Genomic DNA, 20,003 nt, shown 5'->3' with positions numbered 1-20,003 from the left:
TCCCGCGTCGGCGCATCGTGTCGATCTGCGCATGCCTCCTTCGTCGTGGGGAATGAGGGATATCCTCGCCCCTTAACCAGGAGAAACCCATGACCAGCAAGAACACGATCTGCCTCTGGTACGACGGCGCCGCCCTGGAAGCCGCGAACTTCTACGCCGAGACCTTCCCGGACAGCGCCGTGGGCGCCGTCCACCGCGCGCCGGGCGACTATCCCGCGGGCAAGCAGGGCGACGTGCTGATGGTCGAGTTCACGGTCATGGGCATCCCGTGCCTGGGCCTGAACGGCGGGCCCGGGATCCAGCACAACGAGGCCTTCTCGTTCCAGGTGGCCACCGACGACCAGGCCGAGACCGACCGCCTGTGGAGCGCCATCATCGACAACGGCGGCCAGGCCAGCGCCTGCGGCTGGTGCAAGGACAAGTGGGGCCTGTCGTGGCAGATCACCCCGCGCGCCCTGATGGCGGCAGTCACCGATCCCGATCCCGCGGTGGCCAAGCGGGCGTTCGAGGCGATGATGGGGATGACCAAGATCGACATCGCTGCGATCGAGGCGGCCCGACGCGGCTGAAGTCGGTCGCTGCGGACAGGGAGCAGGATCGGTCGGAAAGGAGGACCCGCCCCGCTCCCTGCCTACAGGCTTCAACCGCCCGATCAGCCGACGACATCGGAAGGCGGACCGGATGTGCGCCATGTCAGTGCCAGGACCCCGGCATCCCCAGGTCCTACGGCACCTGGAGTCACCACGCGGCACGCGGTCAATGTCCGCGGGAGCGTTCGGTCACCTCGTCCAGAAACGCCGCGATCGCCTGCCGCGCCCGCCGCGCCGAAAGGGGCGAGTAGACGAGACGGGCATGGGGGTCCGTTCCAGCCTCCGGGTTGTCGAACGCATGATGCGTTTGACCATAGAGTTCGAAACGCACGTCGTTGCCAGCCGCATCCATCTCCTCGATGACCGCGGCGATCATCGCCATCGGGGAAACCTGATCCTGCGTACCCTGCAACACAAGCACCGGCACCCGAATGCGGGTATCCATCCCTTCGGCCGCCGTCTTCAGCAACGCGGAACACAGAATGATCCCGGCGACATCGCCGTTGCTGCGCCCGTAATCCAACGCGACCATCCCGCCCGCACTGTAACCCAGGCACAAGACGGGCGTTCCCGCAGGCACTTCCCGCCGCAATCGCTCTACGCAGGCGGCCAGCCCTTTCACGCCAAGCTCCCTATGCGCGATCAACCGCTGCACCATGGGCCCGACCTGGTCCGGGCTATCCGGGCTGAAGCCGTCGCCATAAAGGTCGGCAATCGCCACGGTGCAGCCAAGCGTGACAAGATGGCCGGCGTGATCGCGCGCAAGCGGGCTTTGCCCCCGCCAGTCCGGCAGCAGCGCCACGGCGGCCTTTGGAATCGCGCCTGGGGCCCTGAGCAGCAGGCCGACGTAGCGCTGCGCGCCAACCGCGTACTCGAAGGTGGTTTCGATAACGTCCATCCGTCGTTTCCTTCCGTCCGCCGTCGCCGCGCGCCAGTCAGATGAAGTGGGCCTCGCTCGATTCGCGGGGAATCAGGCGATCGGCTGCGATCATACGCCGGGACCGACGCAGGGCATGCCGCTACCTGGCTTCCGCCGGACGGATCCCTGTGCTTGTGACGAGCGGCAAGGGTCCGCTCGCTCACGCAAGCCATCGGGCAACTTTCCGAACCGGACTTCTTCCTTGGCTTCTACACCATGGGCAACTTCAACCCCTGCTCGCGTGCGCACTCAATGGCGATGTCGTAACCGGCATCCGCATGCCGCATCACCCCCGTGCCCGGGTCGTTCCAAAGTACCCGCGCAATCCGCCTGTCCGCCGCCTCGCTGCCGTCGCACACGATCACCACGCCGGCATGCTGGCTGTAGCCCATGCCGACGCCGCCGCCGTGGTGCAGTGACACCCACGTCGCGCCGCCGGCCACGTTGAGCATGGCGTTGAGCAGCGGCCAGTCGGACACGGCGTCGCTGCCGTCCTTCATCGCCTCGGTCTCGCGGTTGGGGCTGGCGACGGAGCCGGAGTCGAGATGGTCGCGGCCGATCACCACCGGTGCCTTCAGCTCGCCCTTGCGCACCATCTCGTTGAAGGCCAGGCCCAGCTTGTGGCGCTGGCCCAGGCCCACCCAGCAGATGCGCGCGGGCAGGCCCTGGAAGCTGATGCGCCGCTCGGCCATGTCCAGCCAGTGGTGCAGGTGCGGATCGTCGGGGATCAGCTCCTTCACCTTGGCGTCGGTCTTGAGGATGTCCTCCGGGTCGCCGGACAGCGCCACCCAGCGGAACGGCCCCACGCCACGGCAGAACAGCGGGCGCACGAAGGCGGGCACGAAGCCGGGGAAGTCGAAGGCGTTGGTGCAGCCCTCGTCCTTGGCCATCTGGCGGATGTTGTTGCCGTAGTCGAAGGTGGGGATGCCCTGGGCGTGGAAGGCGAGCATGGCTTCCACGTGCCGGCGCATGGACTGCTTGGCGGCCCTGGCGGTGCCCGCCGGGTCGCTCTTGCGGCGCTCGAACCATTGCTCCGCCGTCCAGCCCTGCGGCAGGTAGCCGTTCACCGGGTCGTGCGCGCTGGTCTGGTCGGTGACGGCATCCGGACGCACGCCGCGCCTGACCAGCTCCGGCAGCACGTCGGCGGCATTGCCGAGCAGCGCGATGGACCTGGCCTCGCCGGCCGCGGTGTACCTGGCGATGCGCGCCAGCGCGTCGTCCAGGTCGGTGGCCTGCTCGTCCACGTAGCGGGTCTTGAGGCGGAAGTCGATGCGGCTCTGCTGGCATTCGACGTTGAGGCTGCACGCGCCAGCAAGGCTCGCCGCCAGCGGCTGCGCGCCGCCCATGCCGCCCAGGCCCGCGGTGAGTATCCACCTGCCCCTGAGATTGCCGCCGTAGTGCTGGCGGCCCATCTCCACGAAGGTCTCGTAGGTACCCTGCACGATGCCCTGCGAGCCGATGTAGATCCACGAGCCGGCGGTCATCTGGCCGTACATCATCAGGCCCTTGCGGTCCAGCTCGTCGAAGTGCTCCCAGTTGGCCCAGGCCGGCACCAGGTTGGAGTTGGCGATCAGCACGCGCGGCGCGTCCGGGTGGGTGGGGAACACGCCCACCGGCTTGCCGGACTGCACCAGCAGGGTCTCGTCGTCGTTGAGCTCGCGCAGCGCGCGCAGGATGGCGTCGAAGCATTCCCAGTTGCGCGCGGCGCGGCCGATGCCGCCGTACACCACCAGCTCGGCCGGGTTCTCCGCCACCTCGGGGTCGAGGTTGTTCTGGATCATGCGGAACGGCGCCTCGGTGAGCCAGCTCTTGCAGCTGAGTTGCGTGCCGCGCGGCGCGCGGATGGTGCGGGTGGTGTCGATGCGGGTGGGTGCGTTCATGGCGAGGGCCCGGCGTGCAGGGAAAAGCCGATTGTGGCGAGGCGCCCCCGCGCCGGCAAATCGCACTGCGGCAAAGCGCGCGGCCTCCGGCACTCGGCCATTCGGCCGAGCCATGCGGCACTGGCAACATGCCGCGGGCCCGGCGATGCTGCGGGCATGCCAGCCCTCCGCCGATCGATGGGAAAGCCCCTGCTCGCCGCCCTGCTCGCGCTGGCGGCCCTCGCCGCGCAGGCTCGCCCCGGCGCAACCGTCAGCGCGCGTTGCGAGGTGTGGCAGCGCGAGCTGTCGTTCGCCCGCACGGTGGAGCGGCACGACGCCGCGGCCTTCGCCGAGCACGTGGACGCCGACGCGGTGTTCGATGCCAACACCGCGCATCCCCTGCGCGGGCGTGCGGCGATCCTGCGCCGCTGGGCGCCGATCATCGCCGGCAAGGCGGTGCGGCTGCGCTGGTATCCGGCCTGGGTGGTGCTGGCCGGCGACCCGGCCACGGCGCTGTCCAGCGGGCCCGCGCTGGTGGAGGACCTCACGCCCGGCGCCCGCCCGCGCTACCTGCTGCTCTCGTTCAGCACGGTCTGGCACCGTGGCGCGGACGGCGCGTGGCGGGTGATGTTCGACGGCGGCTCCGACGGCCATCCGGCCAGCGCGCAGGAAGTGGCGGACTTCGAGGCCGGCCGCCGCGCGGACTGCGCGCCGGAGCTGGCCGCGCTGGCGCTGCGCCGCTGACGCGCCTCCACTTGGGTTCCACGCCCCGCGGGCGCATCATGCGCGGCGACCGCCCCGCTGCGAGGTGACGCGATGACGAGCAAGGTGCTGGGGATCGACCTGCGCGACGCCGGCCGCGACGGCGTCTACCGCATCGTGCCGGACGATCCGCCCACGCTGGTCGCCGACGCCGCGCGCGCCGGCCTGCGCCTGCTGCGCGTGGACCTTGCCGGCTGCCGCGACAAGGCCGACCTGCTGCGGCGCCTGGCGCGGGCCTTCGAGCTGCCCGCGCACTTCGGCGGCAACTGGGACGCGCTGGCCGACAGCCTGCGCGACCTGGCCTGGCTGCCGGCGCCGGGCTACGTGCTGCTGCTGGACCGCGCGAACGACCTGCGCGACGGCTCGCGCGAAACCTACGCCACGCTGCGCAGGCTGCTGGACGCGACGACCAGGGAATGGCATGCGCGCGGCGTGCCGTTCTTCGTGTTCATGGAGTTTCCCGACGGCGAGACGCTGGACGCCGCGATCGACGCCTGAGGAAGCGGGCCGGGCGCACCGTCCCCGCATCCCGCCGGCCCGTCCCGGCTTGACCCGGGAAGCCCGACACGGCGCGATGCTTCCGCGAGCGATGCCCGAACGGTGGCCCTGTCTTCCTGGCGAACGGCGTCGATAGCGCGGCGCGAAGCTCCCGATGGCGACGTCCTCGGGAAGGAGGAGACGCATCCCTTCCCCACACCGCGGCATCGATGTCCGAAAACGGCGAGTCGGCCCATGCCGCTGGTGCTAGCCTGCACGCATGTCCCCGCCCAGCCTCCTCTCCCCGCCCGACCCGCGCGTGTGCGAACAGGCCCGCCTGAGCCGCGACGCGCGCTTCGACGGGCTGTTCTTCACCGCGGTCACCAGCACGCGCATCTACTGCCGCCCGGTGTGCCCGGCGCCCTCGCCCAAGGCCGCCAACGTGCGCTACTACGCCAGCGCCGCGGCGGCGGAGGCGGCCGGCTTCCGCCCCTGCCTGCGCTGCCGGCCGGAGCTTGCGCCCGGCAACGCGGCCTGGCAGCGCGGCGGGCACGTGGTGGCGCGCGCGCTGCAGCTGATCGACGCGGGCGCGCTGGCCGAAGGCTCGCTGGAAGGGCTCGCCACGCGGCTGGACGTGGGCGCGCGCCACCTGCGCCGCCTGTTCGTGGAGCACGTGGGCGCGCCGCCGATCGCGGTGCACACCACGCGGCGCCTGCTGTTCGCGCGCCAGCTGCTCGCCGAGACCGCGCTGCCGGTGACCGAGGTGGCGCTGGCCGCGGGCTTCGGCAGCCTGCGCCGCTTCAACGCCGCGTTCGCGCAGGCCAACCGCATGCCGCCGCGCGAGCTGCGCCGGCAGCCGCGCGCGCCCGAGGGCGCGCCGCTGGTGCTGCGCCTGGCCTACCGGCCGCCATACGACTTCCCCTCCCTGCTCGCCTTCCTGCGCAACCGCGCGCTGCCGGGCGTGGAATGCGTGGACGAGGCGAGCTACGCGCGCGTGTTCGGCCCGGCCGGCGCGCCGGGCTGGCTGCGCCTGGGCGCGTGGCCGGACGGCGCGCCGGCGCTGCGGCTGGAACTGCACGGCGCGCCGCCCGCGCAGATCCTGCCGCTGGTGCACCGCCTGCGCCGCATGTTCGACCTGGACGCCGACCCGCAGGCGATCGCCGCCACGCTGGCGCGCGCGCCGCGGCTGAAACCGCTGCTGCGCCGCCACCCCGGCCAGCGCCTGCCGGGCGGCTGGGACGGCTTCGAGATCGCCGTGCGCGCGGTGCTCGGCCAGCAGGTGAGCGTGGCCGCGGCGCGCACGCTGGCCTCGCGCGTGGTCGCCCGCTACGGCGAGCCGCTGGCCGCGCCCGCGCCGCCGGGCCTGGAACGGCTGTTCCCCTTGCCCGAGCGGCTGGCCGAGGCGGACCTGCGCGAGGTCGGCGTGACCGGCGCGCGCGCCGACACCATCCGCGGCATCGCGCGGGCGCTGCTGGACGGGCGCATCGACTTCCGCGCCGAGCAGCCGCTGGACGAGTTCGTGGCGCGCTGGGTGGCGCTGCCGGGCATCGGCGAGTGGACCGCGCACTACATGGCGATGCGCGCGCTCAGCCACCCGGACGCCTTCCCCGCCGCCGACCTGATCCTGCGCCGCGCCGCCGCGGGCGACGGCGGCGAGCTGAGCACCCGCGCGCTGCTCGCGCTGGCCGAGGACTGGCGGCCGTGGCGCGCCTACGCGGTGATGCACCTGTGGCGCAGCACGACCGCGGCGCCGAAGCCGGCCGGCACGACCGCGGCGAAACGCGGCACGAAGCGGAGCGCACGATGACGGACGAGACGATCCACTACGACGAACTGCCCACGCCGATCGGCCGGCTGCTGCTGGTCGCCGACGCGCAGGGCCTGCGCGAGGTGTGGTTCGAGAACGGGCGGCACCGGCGCGCGCCGGCGCCGTCGTGGGTGCGCTCGCGCGCGGCGCTGGCCTTCGCGCGGACGCAGCTGGAGGAATACTTCGCCGGCACGCGGCAGGCGTTCGAGCTGCCGCTGCATCCCGTCGGCACACCGTTCCAGCTTGCGGTGTGGGCGGAACTGGCGCGCATTCCCTACGGCGCCACCGTCAGCTACGCCGAGCTGGCGCGGCGCATCGGCCAGCCGCAGGCGGTGCGCGCGGTGGGCGCGGCGAACGGGCGCAACCCGCTGCCGATCGTGCTGCCCTGCCACCGCGTGATCGGCAGCGACGGCAGCCTCACCGGCTTCGGCGGCGGCCTGCCGACCAAGCGCTTCCTGCTCGCGCTGGAAGACCGCGTGGCGCGCGGCGACCTGTTCGGCCTGCCGGCGGCCGGCGGCGGCACGCGGCGCTGAACGCGGCGGCCGCGGCTGGCACGGACGTCAGCCGCCGTCGTGGCCGGAGTCCGCCCGGCGGCCCGGCGGCGGCACCACCTGTGGCGCCACCGCGTCCTGGTAGCGGTCCATCGCGTCCTGCTGGCGGACGCGGTAGCGGTCGCGCTGCGCCCGGTCGGCCTGGTCCAGCAGACGCTGCTGCGCGGCGTTGCTCGCGCTCGGGCGCTTGGCCGTGTCGGCGCGCTGCTGCCGCAGCTGTTCCTCCAGCTGGTTCTTCTGCATCTGGTCGCGCAGCTGCTGCTGGCGCGAGGTCTGCTGGTAGGTGGTCGGCGAGGCCGGCGGCACGATGGTCACGGCGGCGGGCCGCGACGGCTTGGCCTGCCACGCGCCCGCGCCGCCCGCCGCGCAGGCCAGCAGCGCGAGCAGGGCCGGCCGCACGAGGGCGCGTGGAGAGAGCGAGGCTGTAACGGTCATGGACAGTGCGCGATGATGGATGGCTCGTGATTCATCGTAAGAGCACGTGCATGAAAATCCTGTTTCGCCTGCTGGCCTGCGCCGCGCTCGCGTTCGGCGCCGGCTGCGCGACGCGCCCGGCCGTTACGCCCGCCGCTTCCGCCGGTCCCGCGCCGCTGCTGCTGGTCTCCATCGACGCCTTCCGCGCGGACTACCTGCAGCGCGGCCTCACTCCCACGCTCGCCATGCTCGCCGCCGACGGCGTGCGCGCCGAGGGCATGCAGCCCTCGTTCCCCTCGCTCACCTTCCCCAACCACTACACTCTGGTCACCGGCCTGCGCCCGGACCACCACGGCATCGTCAACAACACCATGCTCGACCCGGTGCTGGGCAGGTTCTCGCTGGACGACCGCCAGGCGGTGAGCGACGGCCGCTGGTGGGCCGGCGGCACGCCGATCTGGGAGACCGCCGACGCGCACGGGCTGCGCACCGCCACCATGTTCTGGCCGGGCGCGGAGGCGGACATCCACGGCCGCCACCCGGACTACTGGCGGCCGTACGACGGCAAGATCCCCCCGCAGCAGCGCGTGGCGCAGGTGCTGGCCTGGCTGGACCTGCCGCCGGCCGAGCGCCCGCGCTTCATCACCCTGTACTTCGACGACGTCGACCACGCCGGCCACGCCTACGGCCCCGACGCGCCGCAGGTGGACGCCGCGCTGCGCACGGTGGACGCGGCGATGGCGCAGCTGGTGCAGGGCCTGCGCGCACGCGGGCTGCTCGACCGCATCAACCTGATCGTGCTGGCCGACCACGGCATGGCGGCGGTGCCGGCGGACCACAGCATCGCGATCGAGAAGCTGATCCCGCTGGACCAGGTGCAGGTGGTGAGCACCGGCGTGCTGGCCGGCTTCAACCCCGCGCCCGGCCACGACTTCGCCGCGATCGAGCGGCGCATGGAACAGCCGCAGCGGCACATGCAATGCTGGGACAAGACCCGCGTGCCGGCGCGCCTCGAGTACGGCCGCAACCCGCGCGTGCCGCAGCTGCTGTGCCTGGCCGACGTGGGCTGGCGCATCACCACGCCCGACTTCCTGGCCGCGAAGGCGCGCAAGCACGAGTCGCTGAGCCTGGGCGAGCACGGCTACGACAACGCCGACCCGCGCATGCGGGCGCTGTTCCTGGCGCACGGCCCGGCCTTCCGCGAGGGCGCGGTGGTGCCCGTGTTCCCCAACGTGGACGTGTATCCGCTGATGACCCATCTGCTCGGCCTGCCGGCGGCGGCCAACGACGGCGACTTCGGTGCGGCGGAGGCGATGCTGAAGTCCGGGGCGCGTTGATCGCGGCCGGAGGCCGCTCCCACAAGGTCGCGGCAACCCTGTGGGAGCGGCCCCCGGCCGCGATGCCCGCCGCAAGGCACCGCGCCCTTGAGAGCCGCGTCCCCACCGGCGAAAGTACGCCCCATGTCCATCGAGCTGCGCCACCTGCGCTACTTCATCGCCGTCGCCGACGAGCTGCACTTCGGTCGCGCGGCTGAGCGGCTGGGCATGTCGCAGCCGCCGCTCAGCCAGCAGATCCGCCAGCTGGAGCAGCGGCTGGGCGTGCGCCTGCTGGTGCGCAGCAACCGCCGCGTGGCGCTGACCGGGGCCGGCCGCGCGTTCCTGGAGGAAGCCCGCGCGATCCTGGCCCGGCTCGACCACGCGGTCGACCTGGCGCAGCGCGCCGCGCGCGGCGAGACCGGCGAGCTGCGCATCGGCTTCACCCGCTCCACGCCGCTGTCCGGGCACATCCCGCGCGCCATCCTCGCCTTCCGCCGCGAGGCGCCGGCCGTGCAGCTGGAGCTGGAGGAGCTGAACTCGCTGCAGCAGATCGACGCGCTGCTCGAACGGCGGCTGGACGTCGGCATCCTGCGCGGGCGCGCGCTGCCCGAGCCGCTGGCCTCGCGGCGGCTGTTCCGCGACCCGCTGGTGGCGGTGCTGCGCGAGGGCCATCCCGCGCTGCGGGAGCTGGGCGCGCGCCGCCGGCTGCGCACCGGCGCGCTGGCGCAGGAGCCGTTCGTGCTGTTCGCGCGCACCGCCGGCGCCGGCATCCACGACCACGTGATCGCGCTGTGCCGCCACGCCGGCTTCGCGCCGCGCGTGGCGCAGGAGGCGCGCGAGGCGTCCACCATCGTCGGCCTGGTGGCGGCCGGGCTGGGCGTGTCGATCCTGCCCGCCTCGTGCGAGCGCATCCGCGTGCCCGGCGTGCGCTTCGTGCCGCTGGCCGACCCGGCGTCCATGTCGGAAATCCACGTGGTGCACCGGCGCGACGAGCGCTCGCCGCTGGTGGCGCGCTTCGTGCGGCTGCTGCTGGCGGCCGCGCGGGACGAGGGCGCCGGCTAAGCCATCGGACTTGGCCGGCGGCGTGGAAGGCACGGGCTTCTCGACCGTGCGGGGCCGCCGAACAGCGGACCATGGGTTCCCGCCTGCGCGGGAATGACGACGAGGTTCTTGGCGGCCGGGCTTTTATCACCCATCACTCGCCAAGGCGTCATTCCCGCGCAAGCGGGAATCCGGTGCCGTCACCGCGCCCCGATCCCTGCGACACCGGCCAGGCCCCTTCGGCATGGCCGCCCATGCGGAAGCCTGCAGCGGGCAGGCCGGACCGCGCTCAGCCCAGGTACCGCCCCAGCTCCACCAGGTTCCCGTCCGGATCGCGCAGGTACACCGACTCGATCGGCCCGCGGGCGCCGGTACGGCGCACCGGCCCTTCCTCCACCGCCACGCCGCAGGCGGCCAGGTGGGCGAGGATCTCCGCCGCCGGCGTGGCCGTGACCAGGCACAGGTCCGCCGAGCCGGGCACGGGCCGCTTCGCCTTGGGCTCGAACTCGCGCCCGTGCGGATGCAGGTTGATCTTCTGCCGGCCGAAGGCGAGCGCGCGGCGGCCCTCGCCGAAGCTCACCGCGCGCATGCCCAGCACGCGCCCGTAGAACGCGCAGGTGGCCTCCACGTCGGCGACGGTGAGCACCAGGTGGTCGATGGACTGCACCTCGATCACGGCATCGCTCCCTTGCTCATCGGCGCCGGCGGCGTCGTCACGCCGGCCAGCGGCGGGACGCGGTACAGCCGCCAGGCGACCAGCAGCCCGGCCAGCACCAGCGCGCCGACGAAGGCGGCCACGCCGCCCCAGCCCCACGCGGCATAGAACAGCCCGCCGCCGGCGCCGGCCACGCTGGAGCCCATGTAGTAGGCGAACAGGTACAGCGACGAGGCCTGCGCCCTGGCCGCGCCGGCGCGGCGGCCGACCCAGCTGCTGACGATGGAGTGCCCGCCGAAGAAGCCGAAGGTCACCGCCACCACGCCCAGCGCCACCAGCGGCAGCGGCCGCAGCGCGGTGAGCGCGACGCCGGCCAGCATCAGCGCGAACGCGGTCCACAGCACCCTGCGCCGGCCCAGCCGGCCGGCCAGGTGCCCCATCCACGCGGAGCTGAAGGTGCCGACCAGGTACACCGCGAAGATCAGCCCCACCGCCGCCTGGCTCAGCTCGTACGGCGGCGCCAGCAGGCGGTAGCCGAGGTAGTTGTAGACGGCGACGAAGGCGCCCAGCAGCAGGAAGCCCTCGGCGAACAGCCACGGCAGCGCGGCGTCGCGGAACAGGCCGGCGAAGCGCGCGGCCAGCGCGCGCGGGCGCAGCGGCTGCGGCGCGAAGCGCCGCGACGGCGGCAGCGCGCGCCAGAACACCAGCGCGGCGGCGAGGCCGATCGCCCCGACCGCGGCGATGCCGACGCGCCAGCCGAACCCGTCCGCCAGCACGCCGGACACCAGCCGGCCGCCCATGCCGCCGATCGCGCTGCCGCTGATGTACAGGCCCATGCCCAGGCCGATCGACTCGGCGTGCATCTCCTCGCCGAGGTAGGTCATCGCCACCGCCGGCAGCCCGCTCAGCGCCAGGCCGAGCAGCGTGCGCAGCGCCAGCAGCGCGAGCCAGCCCGGCGCCAGCGCGCTGAGCAGCACCAGCAGCGCGGAGGCCAGCAGCGAGGCCACCATCACCGGCTTGCGCCCCAGCGCGTCGGAGACGCCGCCGGCGAACAGCATCGCCACCGCCAGCACGCCGGTGGTCAGCGACAGCGACAGCGCGCTCTGCGCCGCGCTCACGCCGTACTCGCGGCTGAACTCGGGCATCAGCGGCTGCACGCAGTACAGCAGGCCGAAGGTGGCCAGCCCGGCGGCGAACATCGCCAGGTTGGTGCGGCGGAACGCGGGCGTGCCGTGGCGGATGCCCTCGCGCGCCGCCGCGGCCCGGATGGGTTGGGAACCGTCCATAGGACTGCCCGGCCAGTTGCGATGGCGCCAAGCATAGGCCCGCGCATCGAGACGATCGATAATGCGGAGGCTCCGCTTCGATATGCGCGGCGTATCAATTCATCCGCGCGCCCGGCCGCGACGCCGGCCCTCGCCTGCGCGGCCGTCCCGGCTTCGCGCGGGACACCCGGGCGGAGTGCGCGGCCGCGCCTCGCGCTCGAGATGGCCCAGGCACAGGGACACGAGCTGTCCGCGCAGGAGGACCGGCACCGGTTCGCACCGGCGTGGACTAGACGCCCGGCGCCAGCTTCGACGCCATCTGTACCCGGCGGTCCAGCCGCCGGCCGTCGGCGACGAACGTGCCGTCGCCCACGGCGTGCAGCATGCGCTTCTCCCGCCGATCCCTGTCGAGCCAGGCGGCCACGGCCTCCAGCACGACGATGCCGTGCCTGCCGATCAGGTCCACGACCTTGCACTCGATGTTGCCCAGGCACTCCCCGATCAGCGGCGCGCCGACCGCCTTCCCGGCCACGGGAGTGAGCCTGAAGCGGGCGAACTTGTCCGTGTCCGCCCCGGAGCAGGTGCCGATGCCGACCACCTTGTCCAGCAGGTCGACGGTGGGAATGGCGATCACGCACTCCCGGGTCTTCCTGAGCGCCTTGAAGGAGTAGTTCCACGCTCCCGTGACGAGGGCGAAGCGCGGCGTGAAATCCAGCACCATCGTCCAGGAGATCGTCATGATGTTGGGCTTGCCGCCGTCGCGGGTCGTCACCAGGACGACCGGGCCGGGTTCCATCAGGGTGAAGGCCTTGCTCAGCTTCAATGGTTTCATGGGAAGGCTCGTCGCGGAGGCGTGGACCGCCATGGCGACGCCGGGCAGGCCCGGCCGTGCCATGGAAGCAGGCCCGCCGCCCGGTGCGGCGGCGCGGGCCCGGCTGTTGCAGCACGGCCCTAATGTACCGCCGACGACGGGCATTGCCCCCGTGGCGCATCCGCTGCGGCGGCACACGGCGTGTCATCGCGCCTTCGGCATCGACCGCAAGGCAAGGCGCCGCCACCGCGGCAGCGAATCGCATGGCGCGGATTCGACGACCCGCGCGCCGCCGCCGCCGGGCGCCTCAGGCGCCGCGATCGCCGCGCAGCGCGCGCACCGACTCCTCGTGCCCGGCCGCCTCGCGCCCGCTCACCCAGCCGAACAGCGCGATGCCCGCCACGATGGCCAGCGCGCCCAGCGCGGCGAAGCCGTGCGGCCAGGGCTCGCCGAGGAACAGCGCGCCGAGCAGCGTGGCGAACAGCAGCTCGGCCGCCTGCATCGCCTCCACCGCGGCCAGCGCGGTGGGCTGCGCGCGCACCCTGTCGGTGGCGCGGAAGAACAGCACTGTGGCGATGGTGCCCGAGGACAGCGCCACGCCGCCGGCCAGCAGCGCCTCGCGCCAGCCGGGCGGCCCCACCGCGAACCACGCCGCGACGGCCAGCGGCAGCCACAGCGCCCAGCTGCACAGCGTCATGCCGAACACCCGCTGCGTCGCGTTGAGGCGGCAGCCGCAACCCTCCAGGTGCAGCAGCAGCTTGCGGTTGCCGAGCGGATAGGCGAACGCGGCCAGCACCACCGCGCCGACCGCCAGCCAGTCGCCCGCGCGCAAGTGGCCCTGCGCGTGGCCCCACTGCAGCGCGAACACGCCGGCCACGATCAGCGCGCCGATCGCCAGCGTGGGCCAGGCCAGCCGGGCGCGCGCGTCGCGGTAGATCAGCGGCGCCAGCAGCGGCCCGGCCAGCACGGTGGTCTGGAAGCTGCCGGCCACCAGCCACGACGGCCCGCTGCCGGCCGCCCAGGTCAGCGGCACGCCGAACAGCACGAAGCCCACGGCGCTCCATGCGAGCCACGCGCGCGGATGCCGGCGCAGCTCGCGCGGCAGCTCGCCCAGGCCGCCCTGCAGCGGCAGCACCACGGCCAGCAGCGGCAGGGTGAACAGGTAGCGCAGGATCACCGCCCACGCCCAGTGCCCGCCGCCGGCGACCAGGCCGCGGTTGAGCACGTAGGTGAGCGTGAAGAACAGCGCCGAGCAGAGCGCGAGCCCCACGGCGGAGAGCGGACTGGAACGCATGCGGGGAAGCGGCCGGAACGGAACGCGCAGTGTGGCAAATCCCGCGGCGCTTGCGCAGCCCGCGCGTGCGCGTCCGCTTCCGCGCGGCCGTGGCAGGATGGACGACGTTGCCGCCGTGCATCGAGAGGAGTCCCCATGCGCACCCGGCGCCCGCTGTCCGTCCTGCTCGCCCTGGCCCTGGCCGGCTGCGGCCGCCGCGCCGGCGATGCTCCCGCCGCCCCGCCGGGCGCCGCCGCGCACCGCGAGGCGGCGGCCTACGTCGACGAGCGCCACGGCTTCCGCATCGCGCTGCCCGCCGACGCCGAGGTCCGCCACGACTTCCGCCGCGGCTACTTCGACGACGCCGGCTGGAAGAGCTACGCCGCGCCCGGCAGCCGGGGCGAGGCGCTGCTCGCGCTGGTCGTGCCGGGCTCCAACGGGATCACCGCGGCCGAGCTGCGCATCGGCGCCAGCGCGCAGCCGTCCGAAGTGGCGCGGTGCACCGCGCCGCCGGCCGGGGCCGGCGGCGAAACCGGCCATGTGCGCGTCGGCGACGGCGATTTCGTGCGCTTCCACGCCGCCGACGCGGCGATGAGCCACTACCTCGACGTGGAGGCGTACCGCGCCGTGCACGCCGGCCGCTGCTACGCGATCGACCTGTGGATCGCCGGCACCGACCCGCAGGTCTACGAGCCGCCCGCCACGCCGCCGTTCGACCGGCGCCAGGCGCTGCAGCGCATGCGCGGCTGGCTAGGTGGTTTCCGCTTCACGCGCTGAGCGCGCCAGCCAGCCGCGGATCGCGTCCAGCACCGGGCCGGGCGCCTCCAGGTTGGCGTGATGGCCGGCGCCGGGCACCACCTGCAGCCGCGCGCCGCGGATGCCGGCGGCCAGCGCCTCGGACAGGGCCAGCACCTCGGGCTGGTCCTCGCCGCCCACCAGCAGCAGCGTGGGCGCGGCGATCCCGTCGAGCCGCTCCAGCGCGGAAGGCTGCGGCACGCGCTGGTCCTGCGCGGCGCGCGTCCAGTAGCTCGCCTCGCGGCGGAACAGCCGCTCCGTCATCGCCTCGACGCGGCGGCGCACGCCGGGATCGACCTGATCCGGCGCGCGGCGCGGCCCGTCGGTGAAGGCGCGCAGCGAGCTGTCGACTAGGCCGGCGACGTCGAAGGCGCCGAGCGCCTGCAGGAAGGCGCGCGCCGCCGGCGTGGCGCTGGCGAAGCGGCCCCAGTAGCCCGCGCCGACGAGGACCAGCGCGCTCACCCGCCGCGGATGCGCCAGCGCGAAGTCCAGCGCGGTCGCCGCGCCGCCCGAGCAGGCGAGCAGCGCCGTGCGCCCGACGCCGCAGGCGTCCAGCACCGCGGCGAGGTCCTCGTGGTGCGCGTATGGCCCCGGCGCGATGCCGGAGCGGCCGAAGCCGCGCGCGTCGTAGCGCAGCACGCGATGGCTGCGCGCCAGCGCGGCGAACTCGGCGTCCCACTGGCCACTGTCGACCAGGAAGCCGTGCAGCATGGCGATCGGCTCGCCCTGCCCGGCCTGCTCGACGTACAGGCACGCTCCCTCGACCTCGACGTGGCGTTGCGTGATGGCGGTCATGTCCGGTTCCTCGAAAGGAAAAGCGGGGAACTCCCGCCGGCGCGGCCAGGCCGCACCGGCGGGAGAGACTCAGCGGTCGGCCTTGAAGGCGCGCGCCTCGACGCGGCCCACCCACACCGGCGGCGCGTAGCCCGCCGGCTTGCTGCCCACCGCCGCGCCGCCATGGATGCGCGTCTGCTGCGCGTCGCCGAAGAACCAGTACGGGAACGGCGTCTCCGGTGCGCTGGCGGCGTCGAGCTTCGCGCGCAGCTCGGCGGGAATCTCGAAGGACAGCGCGGCGAGATTGTCGTCGAGCTGCGCCAGCTTGGTCGCGCCGACGATCACCGAGCCCACGGCCGGCCGCGTGGCGACCCAGTTCAGCGCCACCTGCGCCATCGGCCGGCCGATCGCCCCGGCCACCTCCTCCAGCGCGGCGACGATGCCCCAGTTGCGCTCGGTGAAGCGGCGGAAGCCCGGCAGGTCGCCGATCTTGGCCAGCCGCCCCTCGCCCGTGCCGCCGCCCTCGCTCGGCCGGTACTTGCCGGAGAGCAGGCCCATCGCCAGCGGGCTCCACGCGGTGATGCCCATGCCCAGCTCGAGCGCCAGCGGCACGAACTCGTGCTCGATGTTGCGCTCGGCCAGCGAGTATTCCAGCTGCAGGCCGACCAGCGGCGACAGCGCGTGCGCCTCGGCGAAGGTCTGCGCCCGCGCGGCGTACCAGGCCGGCACGTCGGACAGGCCGGCGTAGCGGATCTTGCCCGCGCGCACCAGGTCGTCCAGCGTGCGCACCACTTCCTCCGCCGGGGTGAGGCGGTCCCAGGTGTGCAGCAGGTACAGGTCGATGTAGTCGGTGCGCAGGCGGCGCAGCGAGCCCTCCACCGCGCGCATGATGTTCTTGCGGCCGTTGCCGCCGGCGTTGGGGTCGCCGGGCTGCGCGTTGTAGGTGAACTTGGTGGCGAGCACCACGCGGTCGCGCGTGCCGCTCTGCTCGATGAACCTGCCCAGCAGGCGCTCGCTGCTGCCTTCGGTGTACAGGTCGGCGGTGTCGATGAAGTTGCCGCCGGCCTCGAGGTAGCGGTCGAACATCGCGCGGGCGGTGTCCTCCGCCGCGCCCCAGCCCCAGTCCTCGCCGAAGGTCATGGTGCCGAGCGCGAGGCGGCTGACGCGAAGGCCGGAGCGGCCCAGGGTGTAGTACTGGTCGAGCGGCATGGCGGTACTCCCTCGGTGTGGTGAAGACGGGGCCAGTCTGCGCCTTGCCATTGCCGCGAAAAACCGCCAGCATCTTGAAGCGTCTTTAAGCTCGAATAATCAATCCAGGCCCCGCCGCGCCCCTGCCGGAGGATCCGCGAACCAGCCCGCGGCGCGGCGCCACGCCCCGCGGCAGCGGGCCTCCACCGCGGCCTCCGGAAGACGCGGACCTGGAGGCCCGTTGCCGCCGCACCTTCCGGAGCCCCCCATGCGCGACGACTACGCCCTGCGCACCTTCCGCGCCATCGCCGAGCACGGCAGCTTCACCCGCGCCGCGGCGGCGCTGGACGTCACCGCCTCGGCGCTGAGCCAGACCCTGCGCCGGCTGGAGCAGGACACCGGCACGCGCCTGCTCCACCGCACCACGCGGCGGGTCGGCCTCACCGAGGCCGGCCGCGAGCTGCTGCAGCGGATCGCGCCCGCGCTCAACGAGCTGGACGCGGCGCTGGACGCCCTGCGCCAGCACGGCGACCGCCCCGCCGGCCTGCTGCGGCTGACCGTGCCGGACGTGGTGGCCACCTCGCTGCTGGACCCGCTGCTCGGCGAGTTCATGGCGCGCTGGCCCGACGTGCGGCTGGACATCCACGTCGACAACGGGCTGACCGACCTGGTCGCCGGGGGTTTCGACGCCGGCATCCGCCTGGGCGAGCGCCTGCAGCGCGACATGGTGGCGGTGCCGGTGGGCGGCCCGATGCGCACGCTGGTGGTGGGCTCGCCCGCCTACCTCGCGCGGCACGGCCGGCCCGCACGGCCGGAGGACCTGCAGCGCCACGACTGCGTGAACTTCCGCCACGTCAGCAGCGGCGCGCTGTACCGCTGGGAGTTCGCGCACAGGAGCGGCCCCCGCAGGGGCCGCTGGTTCGAGATCGCGGTGAACGGCCGGCTCACCGTCAACAACCTTCCGCTGGCGCTGCGCGCCGCGCTCGACGGCATCGGCCTGGCCAACGTGCTGGAGCCGTTCGCGCGCGAGGCGCTGGCCGACGGCCGGCTGGAAAGCGTGCTGGACGACTGGCTGCCGCCGTTCGACGGCTTCTACCTGTACTACCCCAGCCGCTTCCAGGTGCCGCCGAAGCTGCGCGTGTTCGTCGACTTCCTGCGCGAGCGGCTGCGCCAGCCGGGCTGAGGCTCAGCGGTAGCGCCAGTGGCCATCCACCCAGGTGTGCGGGCCGGCCCAGTGGCCGGGCACCCAGACCCGCGCATGCTCGCGCGGCGGCACCACCACGCAGCCGGTCAGCGACAGGCCGGTGCCCAGCAGCAAGGTGGAAAGCAACAGGACGGAGGCGATGCGGCGCATGGGACACTCCTGCTTGGGGAACGTGCTCCCCGGAACGCCGCAGCGCGGCGGGCGACGACCGCCGCGCCCATCCCCGATGGCCCCCGTTCAGTCCGCGCCGGGGGAACGGTTCAGTTCCAGCGCCCGCCGCTGCCGCCTGCGCTGAAACGGCCGGCGCCCAGCAGCGCGACGGCCAGCGCGGCGCCCAGGTACATGCCCTGCAGCTCCAGCGCCCAGCCGCCGGTGTCGGCCAGCGTGAAGAACTGTCCCAGGTGCACCAGCGCGATCGCCACCAGCATGTTGACCGCGATGACCAGCGCCGCCGGCCGCCGGCCGGGTCCAGAGGCCGAGCATGACCAGCAGCGGCGCGGCCACCTCGCCGACGTAGGCGCCGTAGGCCAGCGCGGTGGGCAGGCCGGCCCGGGCCAGCTGCTGCACCACGAAGCCCGGCCCGTGGATCAGCTTGGAGACGCCATGGAACAGGATCAGCGCGCCCAGCGCCACGCGCAGCACCAGCTTGCCCAGATCGTTGCACGCCTGCATGGAACCCCTCCCCCGACGGTGCGCGGGCCCGCGCCCGCCGCCGGGGCATTCTAGGCCCGCGCAGGGTCCGGCTGCCTCGGAACGGGCGAGGCGCTCGCGCGGCGGGCGGAAAGGCCCGGCGCGGCGCGCGGCTTTCCGCACGCTCCTTGCCGGTCCTGTTCGTCGGCCGCGGCAACCGCGCGGACGCACGAACATCGACGCGGGACGTCGGCGCGCACGCTGCCGGCCGCTTCCCGGCCCGCGGCGGCTCAGCCCCCGGCCAGCCGCTCCACCGTGCGGCGGTAGCGCGCCGCGATGCGCTCCTCGTCGCGGTGACGGAAGTCGCGCACCTGCCAGCGGCCGCCGCACATCACGTCGCGCACCAGCGGCGCGTTGCCGGCGAACACGAAGCTGTCCAGCAGCGAGGTCTCGTCGCGCGCGGCGAGCAGCGGCGCGCGCTCGTCCAGCACCAGCAGGTCGGCGCGCATCCCCGCGCGCAGCTCGCCCAGCGGCAGGCCCGCCGCCTGCGCGCCGCCGCGCAGGGCGGCGCGCCACAGCGTGGCGCCCACGCTGTCGCCCGCCGCGCGCGCGGCGATGTTGCGGTGGCGCGTGGCGAGCCGCTGGCCGTATTCCAGCCAGCGCAGCTCCTCCACCGGCGAGACGGAGATGTGCGAGTCCGAGCCGATGCCGAGCGCGCCGCCCGCATCGAGGTAGTCGGCCAGCGGGAACAGGCCGTCGCCGAGGTTGGCCTCGGTGGTCGGGCACAGGCCCGCCACCGCGCCGCTGCGCGCCAGCCGCGCGGTCTCGTGGCCGGTGAGGTGGGTGGCGTGCACCAGCGTCCAGCGCGCGTCCACCTCGGCGTGGTCGAGCAGCCATTCCACCGGCCGCGCGCCGCGTACCGCCAGGCAGTCCTGCACCTCGCCGATCTGCTCGGCGATGTGGATGTGCACCGGCAGGTCGCGCGCCGCGCCGGCGGCCAGCACCGCGCGCATCGCCTCCTCCGGCACCGCGCGCAGCGAGTGCAGCGCGATGCCCACGCGCAGGTCGTCGCCCTCGTGCGCCTTCAGTGCCTCCAGCAGCCGCAGGTAGCCGGAGACGTCGTGGCCGAAGCGGCGCTGGCGCGCAGCGAGCGGGCGGCCGTCGAAGCCGCCGGTCATGTACAGCACCGGCAGCAGGGTCAGCGCGATGCCGGCCTCGCGCGCGGCCTCGACCAGCGCCAGCGACATCGCCTCGGGCTGCGCGTAGGGCGCGCCGTCCGGCTGGTGGTGCAGGTAGTGGAACTCGCACACCTGCGTGTAGCCGGCCTTGAGCATCTCCACGTAGAGCTGCGCGGCGATCGCCTGCAGTTCCTCCGGGCCGATCGCGGCGGCGAAGCCGTACATGGTCTCGCGCCAGGTCCAGAAGCTGTCGCCGCTCTTGCCGCGGCGCTCGGCCAGCCCGGCCATCGCACGCTGGAAGGCGTGCGAGTGCAGGTTCGGCATGCCGGGCAGCACCCAGGCGCCGAGGCGCTCGGCCGGTTCGCCGCCGTCCGCCGCGAGACGGCCGCGCGCATCGACGGCGAGGCGGGCGTCCGCCTGCCAGCGGCCGTCGCGCCACGCATGGTCGGCCACGTAGGTTGCTGCGTTCGGCGTCGTCTCGCTCATGCGTCGGT

Annotated in this window: 21 protein-coding genes and 1 pseudogene; 9 read left to right on the top strand and 13 right to left on the bottom strand. The window is 73.9% G+C overall.

Annotated features, from left to right (window positions below):
- The first annotated feature begins 89 nt into the window (after nucleotides 1–89).
- Entirely contained in the window at nucleotides 90–569 is a 480-nt protein-coding gene (locus C7456_RS12760; protein WP_109724157.1) for a VOC family protein, read from the top strand.
- 187 nt (nucleotides 570–756) lie between these two features.
- Here C7456_RS12760 and C7456_RS12755 read toward each other — a convergent pair whose 3' ends face one another.
- Both C7456_RS12755 and hutU read right to left on the bottom strand, forming a co-directional pair.
- The gene (locus C7456_RS12755) at nucleotides 757–1,488 is read right to left on the bottom strand and encodes a dienelactone hydrolase family protein (RefSeq protein ID WP_109724156.1); all 732 of its coding nucleotides are present in this window, start codon (nucleotides 1,486–1,488) and stop codon (nucleotides 757–759) included.
- Between the two features lie 230 nt (nucleotides 1,489–1,718).
- Nucleotides 1,719–3,389 carry a urocanate hydratase gene (gene hutU, locus C7456_RS12750; protein WP_109724154.1) on the bottom strand — a complete coding sequence of 557 codons (1,671 nt, stop codon included), beginning with the start codon at nucleotides 3,387–3,389 and terminating at the stop codon, nucleotides 1,719–1,721.
- Nucleotides 3,390–3,566: 177 nt separating this feature from the next.
- On the opposite strand from hutU, the gene C7456_RS12745 reads away from it, so the two are divergent.
- The 4 genes from C7456_RS12745 (at nucleotide 3,567) to C7456_RS12730 (ending at nucleotide 6,947) form a co-directional block, all read left to right on the top strand.
- Nucleotides 3,567–4,112, top strand: a complete 546-nt coding sequence (locus tag C7456_RS12745) for a YybH family protein (RefSeq protein ID WP_245889859.1) — start codon at nucleotides 3,567–3,569, stop codon at nucleotides 4,110–4,112.
- A gap of 72 nt (nucleotides 4,113–4,184) precedes the next feature.
- The gene (locus C7456_RS12740; RefSeq protein WP_109724153.1) at nucleotides 4,185–4,628 is read left to right on the top strand and encodes a barstar family protein; all 444 of its coding nucleotides are present in this window, start codon (nucleotides 4,185–4,187) and stop codon (nucleotides 4,626–4,628) included.
- A 259-nt stretch (nucleotides 4,629–4,887) separates the two neighbouring features.
- Nucleotides 4,888–6,414 (top strand): DNA-3-methyladenine glycosylase 2 family protein, encoded by a 1,527-nt coding sequence (locus tag C7456_RS12735; protein ID WP_109724152.1) that lies wholly within the window; start codon nucleotides 4,888–4,890, stop codon nucleotides 6,412–6,414.
- On the top strand, nucleotides 6,411–6,947 hold the full coding sequence (locus tag C7456_RS12730; RefSeq protein WP_109724240.1) for a methylated-DNA--[protein]-cysteine S-methyltransferase: 537 nt from the start codon (nucleotides 6,411–6,413) through the stop codon (nucleotides 6,945–6,947). The genes C7456_RS12735 and C7456_RS12730 overlap by 4 nt, the downstream gene beginning before the upstream one ends.
- Before the next feature lie 27 nt (nucleotides 6,948–6,974).
- Here C7456_RS12730 and C7456_RS12725 read toward each other — a convergent pair whose 3' ends face one another.
- Complete coding sequence (locus C7456_RS12725; protein ID WP_139942887.1) at nucleotides 6,975–7,400, bottom strand: hypothetical protein; 426 nt, start codon at nucleotides 7,398–7,400, stop codon at nucleotides 6,975–6,977.
- Between the two features lie 50 nt (nucleotides 7,401–7,450).
- Between C7456_RS12725 and C7456_RS12720 the strand changes: the two genes are divergently transcribed.
- The gene (locus C7456_RS12720) at nucleotides 7,451–8,716 is read left to right on the top strand and encodes an alkaline phosphatase family protein (RefSeq protein ID WP_109724148.1); all 1,266 of its coding nucleotides are present in this window, start codon (nucleotides 7,451–7,453) and stop codon (nucleotides 8,714–8,716) included.
- A 123-nt stretch (nucleotides 8,717–8,839) separates the two neighbouring features.
- On the top strand, nucleotides 8,840–9,757 hold the full coding sequence (locus C7456_RS12715) for a LysR substrate-binding domain-containing protein (protein WP_109724147.1): 918 nt from the start codon (nucleotides 8,840–8,842) through the stop codon (nucleotides 9,755–9,757).
- Between the two features lie 268 nt (nucleotides 9,758–10,025).
- On the opposite strand, the gene C7456_RS12710 is transcribed toward C7456_RS12715, so the two are convergent.
- The 4 genes from C7456_RS12710 to C7456_RS12695 all read right to left on the bottom strand — a co-directional run bounded on the left by C7456_RS12710 (nucleotide 10,026) and on the right by C7456_RS12695 (nucleotide 13,761).
- A complete protein-coding gene (locus C7456_RS12710; RefSeq protein ID WP_109724239.1) occupies nucleotides 10,026–10,409 on the bottom strand; it encodes a VOC family protein in 384 nt (127 codons plus the stop codon).
- Complete coding sequence (locus C7456_RS12705) at nucleotides 10,409–11,677, bottom strand: MFS transporter (protein ID WP_109724146.1); 1,269 nt, start codon at nucleotides 11,675–11,677, stop codon at nucleotides 10,409–10,411. The genes C7456_RS12710 and C7456_RS12705 overlap by 1 nt, the downstream gene beginning before the upstream one ends.
- 268 nt (nucleotides 11,678–11,945) lie before the next feature.
- Nucleotides 11,946–12,488, bottom strand: coding sequence for a flavin reductase family protein (locus C7456_RS12700; RefSeq protein ID WP_109724145.1), 543 nt, complete (start codon nucleotides 12,486–12,488; stop codon nucleotides 11,946–11,948).
- Between the two features lie 286 nt (nucleotides 12,489–12,774).
- Nucleotides 12,775–13,761, bottom strand: a complete 987-nt coding sequence (locus C7456_RS12695) for a multidrug resistance efflux transporter family protein (protein WP_109724144.1) — start codon at nucleotides 13,759–13,761, stop codon at nucleotides 12,775–12,777.
- Between the two features lie 135 nt (nucleotides 13,762–13,896).
- Here C7456_RS12695 and C7456_RS12690 point away from each other — a divergent pair, with 135 nt between their 5' ends.
- The gene (locus C7456_RS12690; protein ID WP_109724143.1) at nucleotides 13,897–14,517 is read left to right on the top strand and encodes a hypothetical protein; all 621 of its coding nucleotides are present in this window, start codon (nucleotides 13,897–13,899) and stop codon (nucleotides 14,515–14,517) included.
- Here C7456_RS12690 and C7456_RS12685 read toward each other — a convergent pair.
- Both C7456_RS12685 and C7456_RS12680 read right to left on the bottom strand, forming a co-directional pair.
- On the bottom strand, nucleotides 14,491–15,330 hold the full coding sequence (locus tag C7456_RS12685; RefSeq protein WP_109724142.1) for an alpha/beta fold hydrolase: 840 nt from the start codon (nucleotides 15,328–15,330) through the stop codon (nucleotides 14,491–14,493). The genes C7456_RS12690 and C7456_RS12685 overlap by 27 nt on opposite strands.
- A gap of 69 nt (nucleotides 15,331–15,399) precedes the next feature.
- Entirely contained in the window at nucleotides 15,400–16,518 is a 1,119-nt protein-coding gene (locus tag C7456_RS12680) for an aldo/keto reductase (protein WP_109724140.1), read from the bottom strand.
- Nucleotides 16,519–16,765: 247 nt separating this feature from the next.
- On the opposite strand from C7456_RS12680, the gene C7456_RS12675 reads away from it, so the two are divergent.
- Nucleotides 16,766–17,680 (top strand): LysR family transcriptional regulator, encoded by a 915-nt coding sequence (locus tag C7456_RS12675; RefSeq protein WP_109724138.1) that lies wholly within the window; start codon nucleotides 16,766–16,768, stop codon nucleotides 17,678–17,680.
- 3 nt (nucleotides 17,681–17,683) lie between these two features.
- Here the strand turns inward: C7456_RS12675 and C7456_RS17210 are convergent, their stop codons facing one another.
- The 4 genes and pseudogenes from C7456_RS17210 to C7456_RS12665 form a co-directional block, all read right to left on the bottom strand.
- A complete protein-coding gene (locus C7456_RS17210; RefSeq protein ID WP_170120218.1) occupies nucleotides 17,684–17,851 on the bottom strand; it encodes a YXWGXW repeat-containing protein in 168 nt (55 codons plus the stop codon).
- A gap of 110 nt (nucleotides 17,852–17,961) precedes the next feature.
- Nucleotides 17,962–18,129, bottom strand: coding sequence for a hypothetical protein (locus C7456_RS17540; protein WP_245889866.1), 168 nt, complete (start codon nucleotides 18,127–18,129; stop codon nucleotides 17,962–17,964).
- A 79-nt stretch (nucleotides 18,130–18,208) separates the two neighbouring features.
- A pseudogene (locus C7456_RS17535) lies at nucleotides 18,209–18,373 on the bottom strand (DoxX family membrane protein); the annotation flags it as partial.
- A 248-nt stretch (nucleotides 18,374–18,621) separates the two neighbouring features.
- A complete protein-coding gene (locus C7456_RS12665; protein WP_109724137.1) occupies nucleotides 18,622–19,995 on the bottom strand; it encodes a formimidoylglutamate deiminase in 1,374 nt (457 codons plus the stop codon).
- Nucleotides 19,996–20,003 lie beyond the last annotated feature (8 nt).

Origin of the sequence: Fulvimonas soli, assembly GCF_003148905.1 — a bacterium.
In the GTDB taxonomy this organism is placed as follows: domain Bacteria; phylum Pseudomonadota; class Gammaproteobacteria; order Xanthomonadales; family Rhodanobacteraceae; genus Fulvimonas; species Fulvimonas soli.
This window is presented reverse-complemented; position numbering and strand designations above follow the sequence as displayed.

Excerpts from the sequence above, each read along its gene's own strand:
- C7456_RS12760 (WP_109724157.1), top strand. The coding sequence starts at position 90 with ATGACCAGCAAGAACACGATCTGCCTCTGGTACGACGGCGCCGCCCTG.
- C7456_RS12755 (WP_109724156.1), bottom strand. The coding sequence starts at position 1,488 with ATGGACGTTATCGAAACCACCTTCGAGTACGCGGTTGGCGCGCAGCGC.
- hutU (WP_109724154.1), bottom strand. The coding sequence starts at position 3,389 with ATGAACGCACCCACCCGCATCGACACCACCCGCACCATCCGCGCGCCG.
- C7456_RS12745 (WP_245889859.1), top strand. The coding sequence starts at position 3,567 with ATGGGAAAGCCCCTGCTCGCCGCCCTGCTCGCGCTGGCGGCCCTCGCC.
- C7456_RS12740 (WP_109724153.1), top strand. The coding sequence starts at position 4,185 with ATGACGAGCAAGGTGCTGGGGATCGACCTGCGCGACGCCGGCCGCGAC.
- C7456_RS12735 (WP_109724152.1), top strand. The coding sequence starts at position 4,888 with ATGTCCCCGCCCAGCCTCCTCTCCCCGCCCGACCCGCGCGTGTGCGAA.
- C7456_RS12730 (WP_109724240.1), top strand. The coding sequence starts at position 6,411 with ATGACGGACGAGACGATCCACTACGACGAACTGCCCACGCCGATCGGC.
- C7456_RS12725 (WP_139942887.1), bottom strand. The coding sequence starts at position 7,400 with ATGACCGTTACAGCCTCGCTCTCTCCACGCGCCCTCGTGCGGCCGGCC.
- C7456_RS12720 (WP_109724148.1), top strand. The coding sequence starts at position 7,451 with ATGAAAATCCTGTTTCGCCTGCTGGCCTGCGCCGCGCTCGCGTTCGGC.
- C7456_RS12715 (WP_109724147.1), top strand. The coding sequence starts at position 8,840 with ATGTCCATCGAGCTGCGCCACCTGCGCTACTTCATCGCCGTCGCCGAC.
- C7456_RS12705 (WP_109724146.1), bottom strand. The coding sequence starts at position 11,677 with ATGGACGGTTCCCAACCCATCCGGGCCGCGGCGGCGCGCGAGGGCATC.
- C7456_RS12700 (WP_109724145.1), bottom strand. The coding sequence starts at position 12,488 with ATGAAACCATTGAAGCTGAGCAAGGCCTTCACCCTGATGGAACCCGGC.
- C7456_RS12695 (WP_109724144.1), bottom strand. The coding sequence starts at position 13,761 with ATGCGTTCCAGTCCGCTCTCCGCCGTGGGGCTCGCGCTCTGCTCGGCG.
- C7456_RS12690 (WP_109724143.1), top strand. The coding sequence starts at position 13,897 with ATGCGCACCCGGCGCCCGCTGTCCGTCCTGCTCGCCCTGGCCCTGGCC.
- C7456_RS12685 (WP_109724142.1), bottom strand. The coding sequence starts at position 15,330 with ATGACCGCCATCACGCAACGCCACGTCGAGGTCGAGGGAGCGTGCCTG.
- C7456_RS12680 (WP_109724140.1), bottom strand. The coding sequence starts at position 16,518 with ATGCCGCTCGACCAGTACTACACCCTGGGCCGCTCCGGCCTTCGCGTC.
- C7456_RS12675 (WP_109724138.1), top strand. The coding sequence starts at position 16,766 with ATGCGCGACGACTACGCCCTGCGCACCTTCCGCGCCATCGCCGAGCAC.
- C7456_RS17210 (WP_170120218.1), bottom strand. The coding sequence starts at position 17,851 with ATGCGCCGCATCGCCTCCGTCCTGTTGCTTTCCACCTTGCTGCTGGGC.
- C7456_RS17540 (WP_245889866.1), bottom strand. The coding sequence starts at position 18,129 with ATGCTGGTGGCGATCGCGCTGGTGCACCTGGGACAGTTCTTCACGCTG.
- C7456_RS12665 (WP_109724137.1), bottom strand. The coding sequence starts at position 19,995 with ATGAGCGAGACGACGCCGAACGCAGCAACCTACGTGGCCGACCATGCG.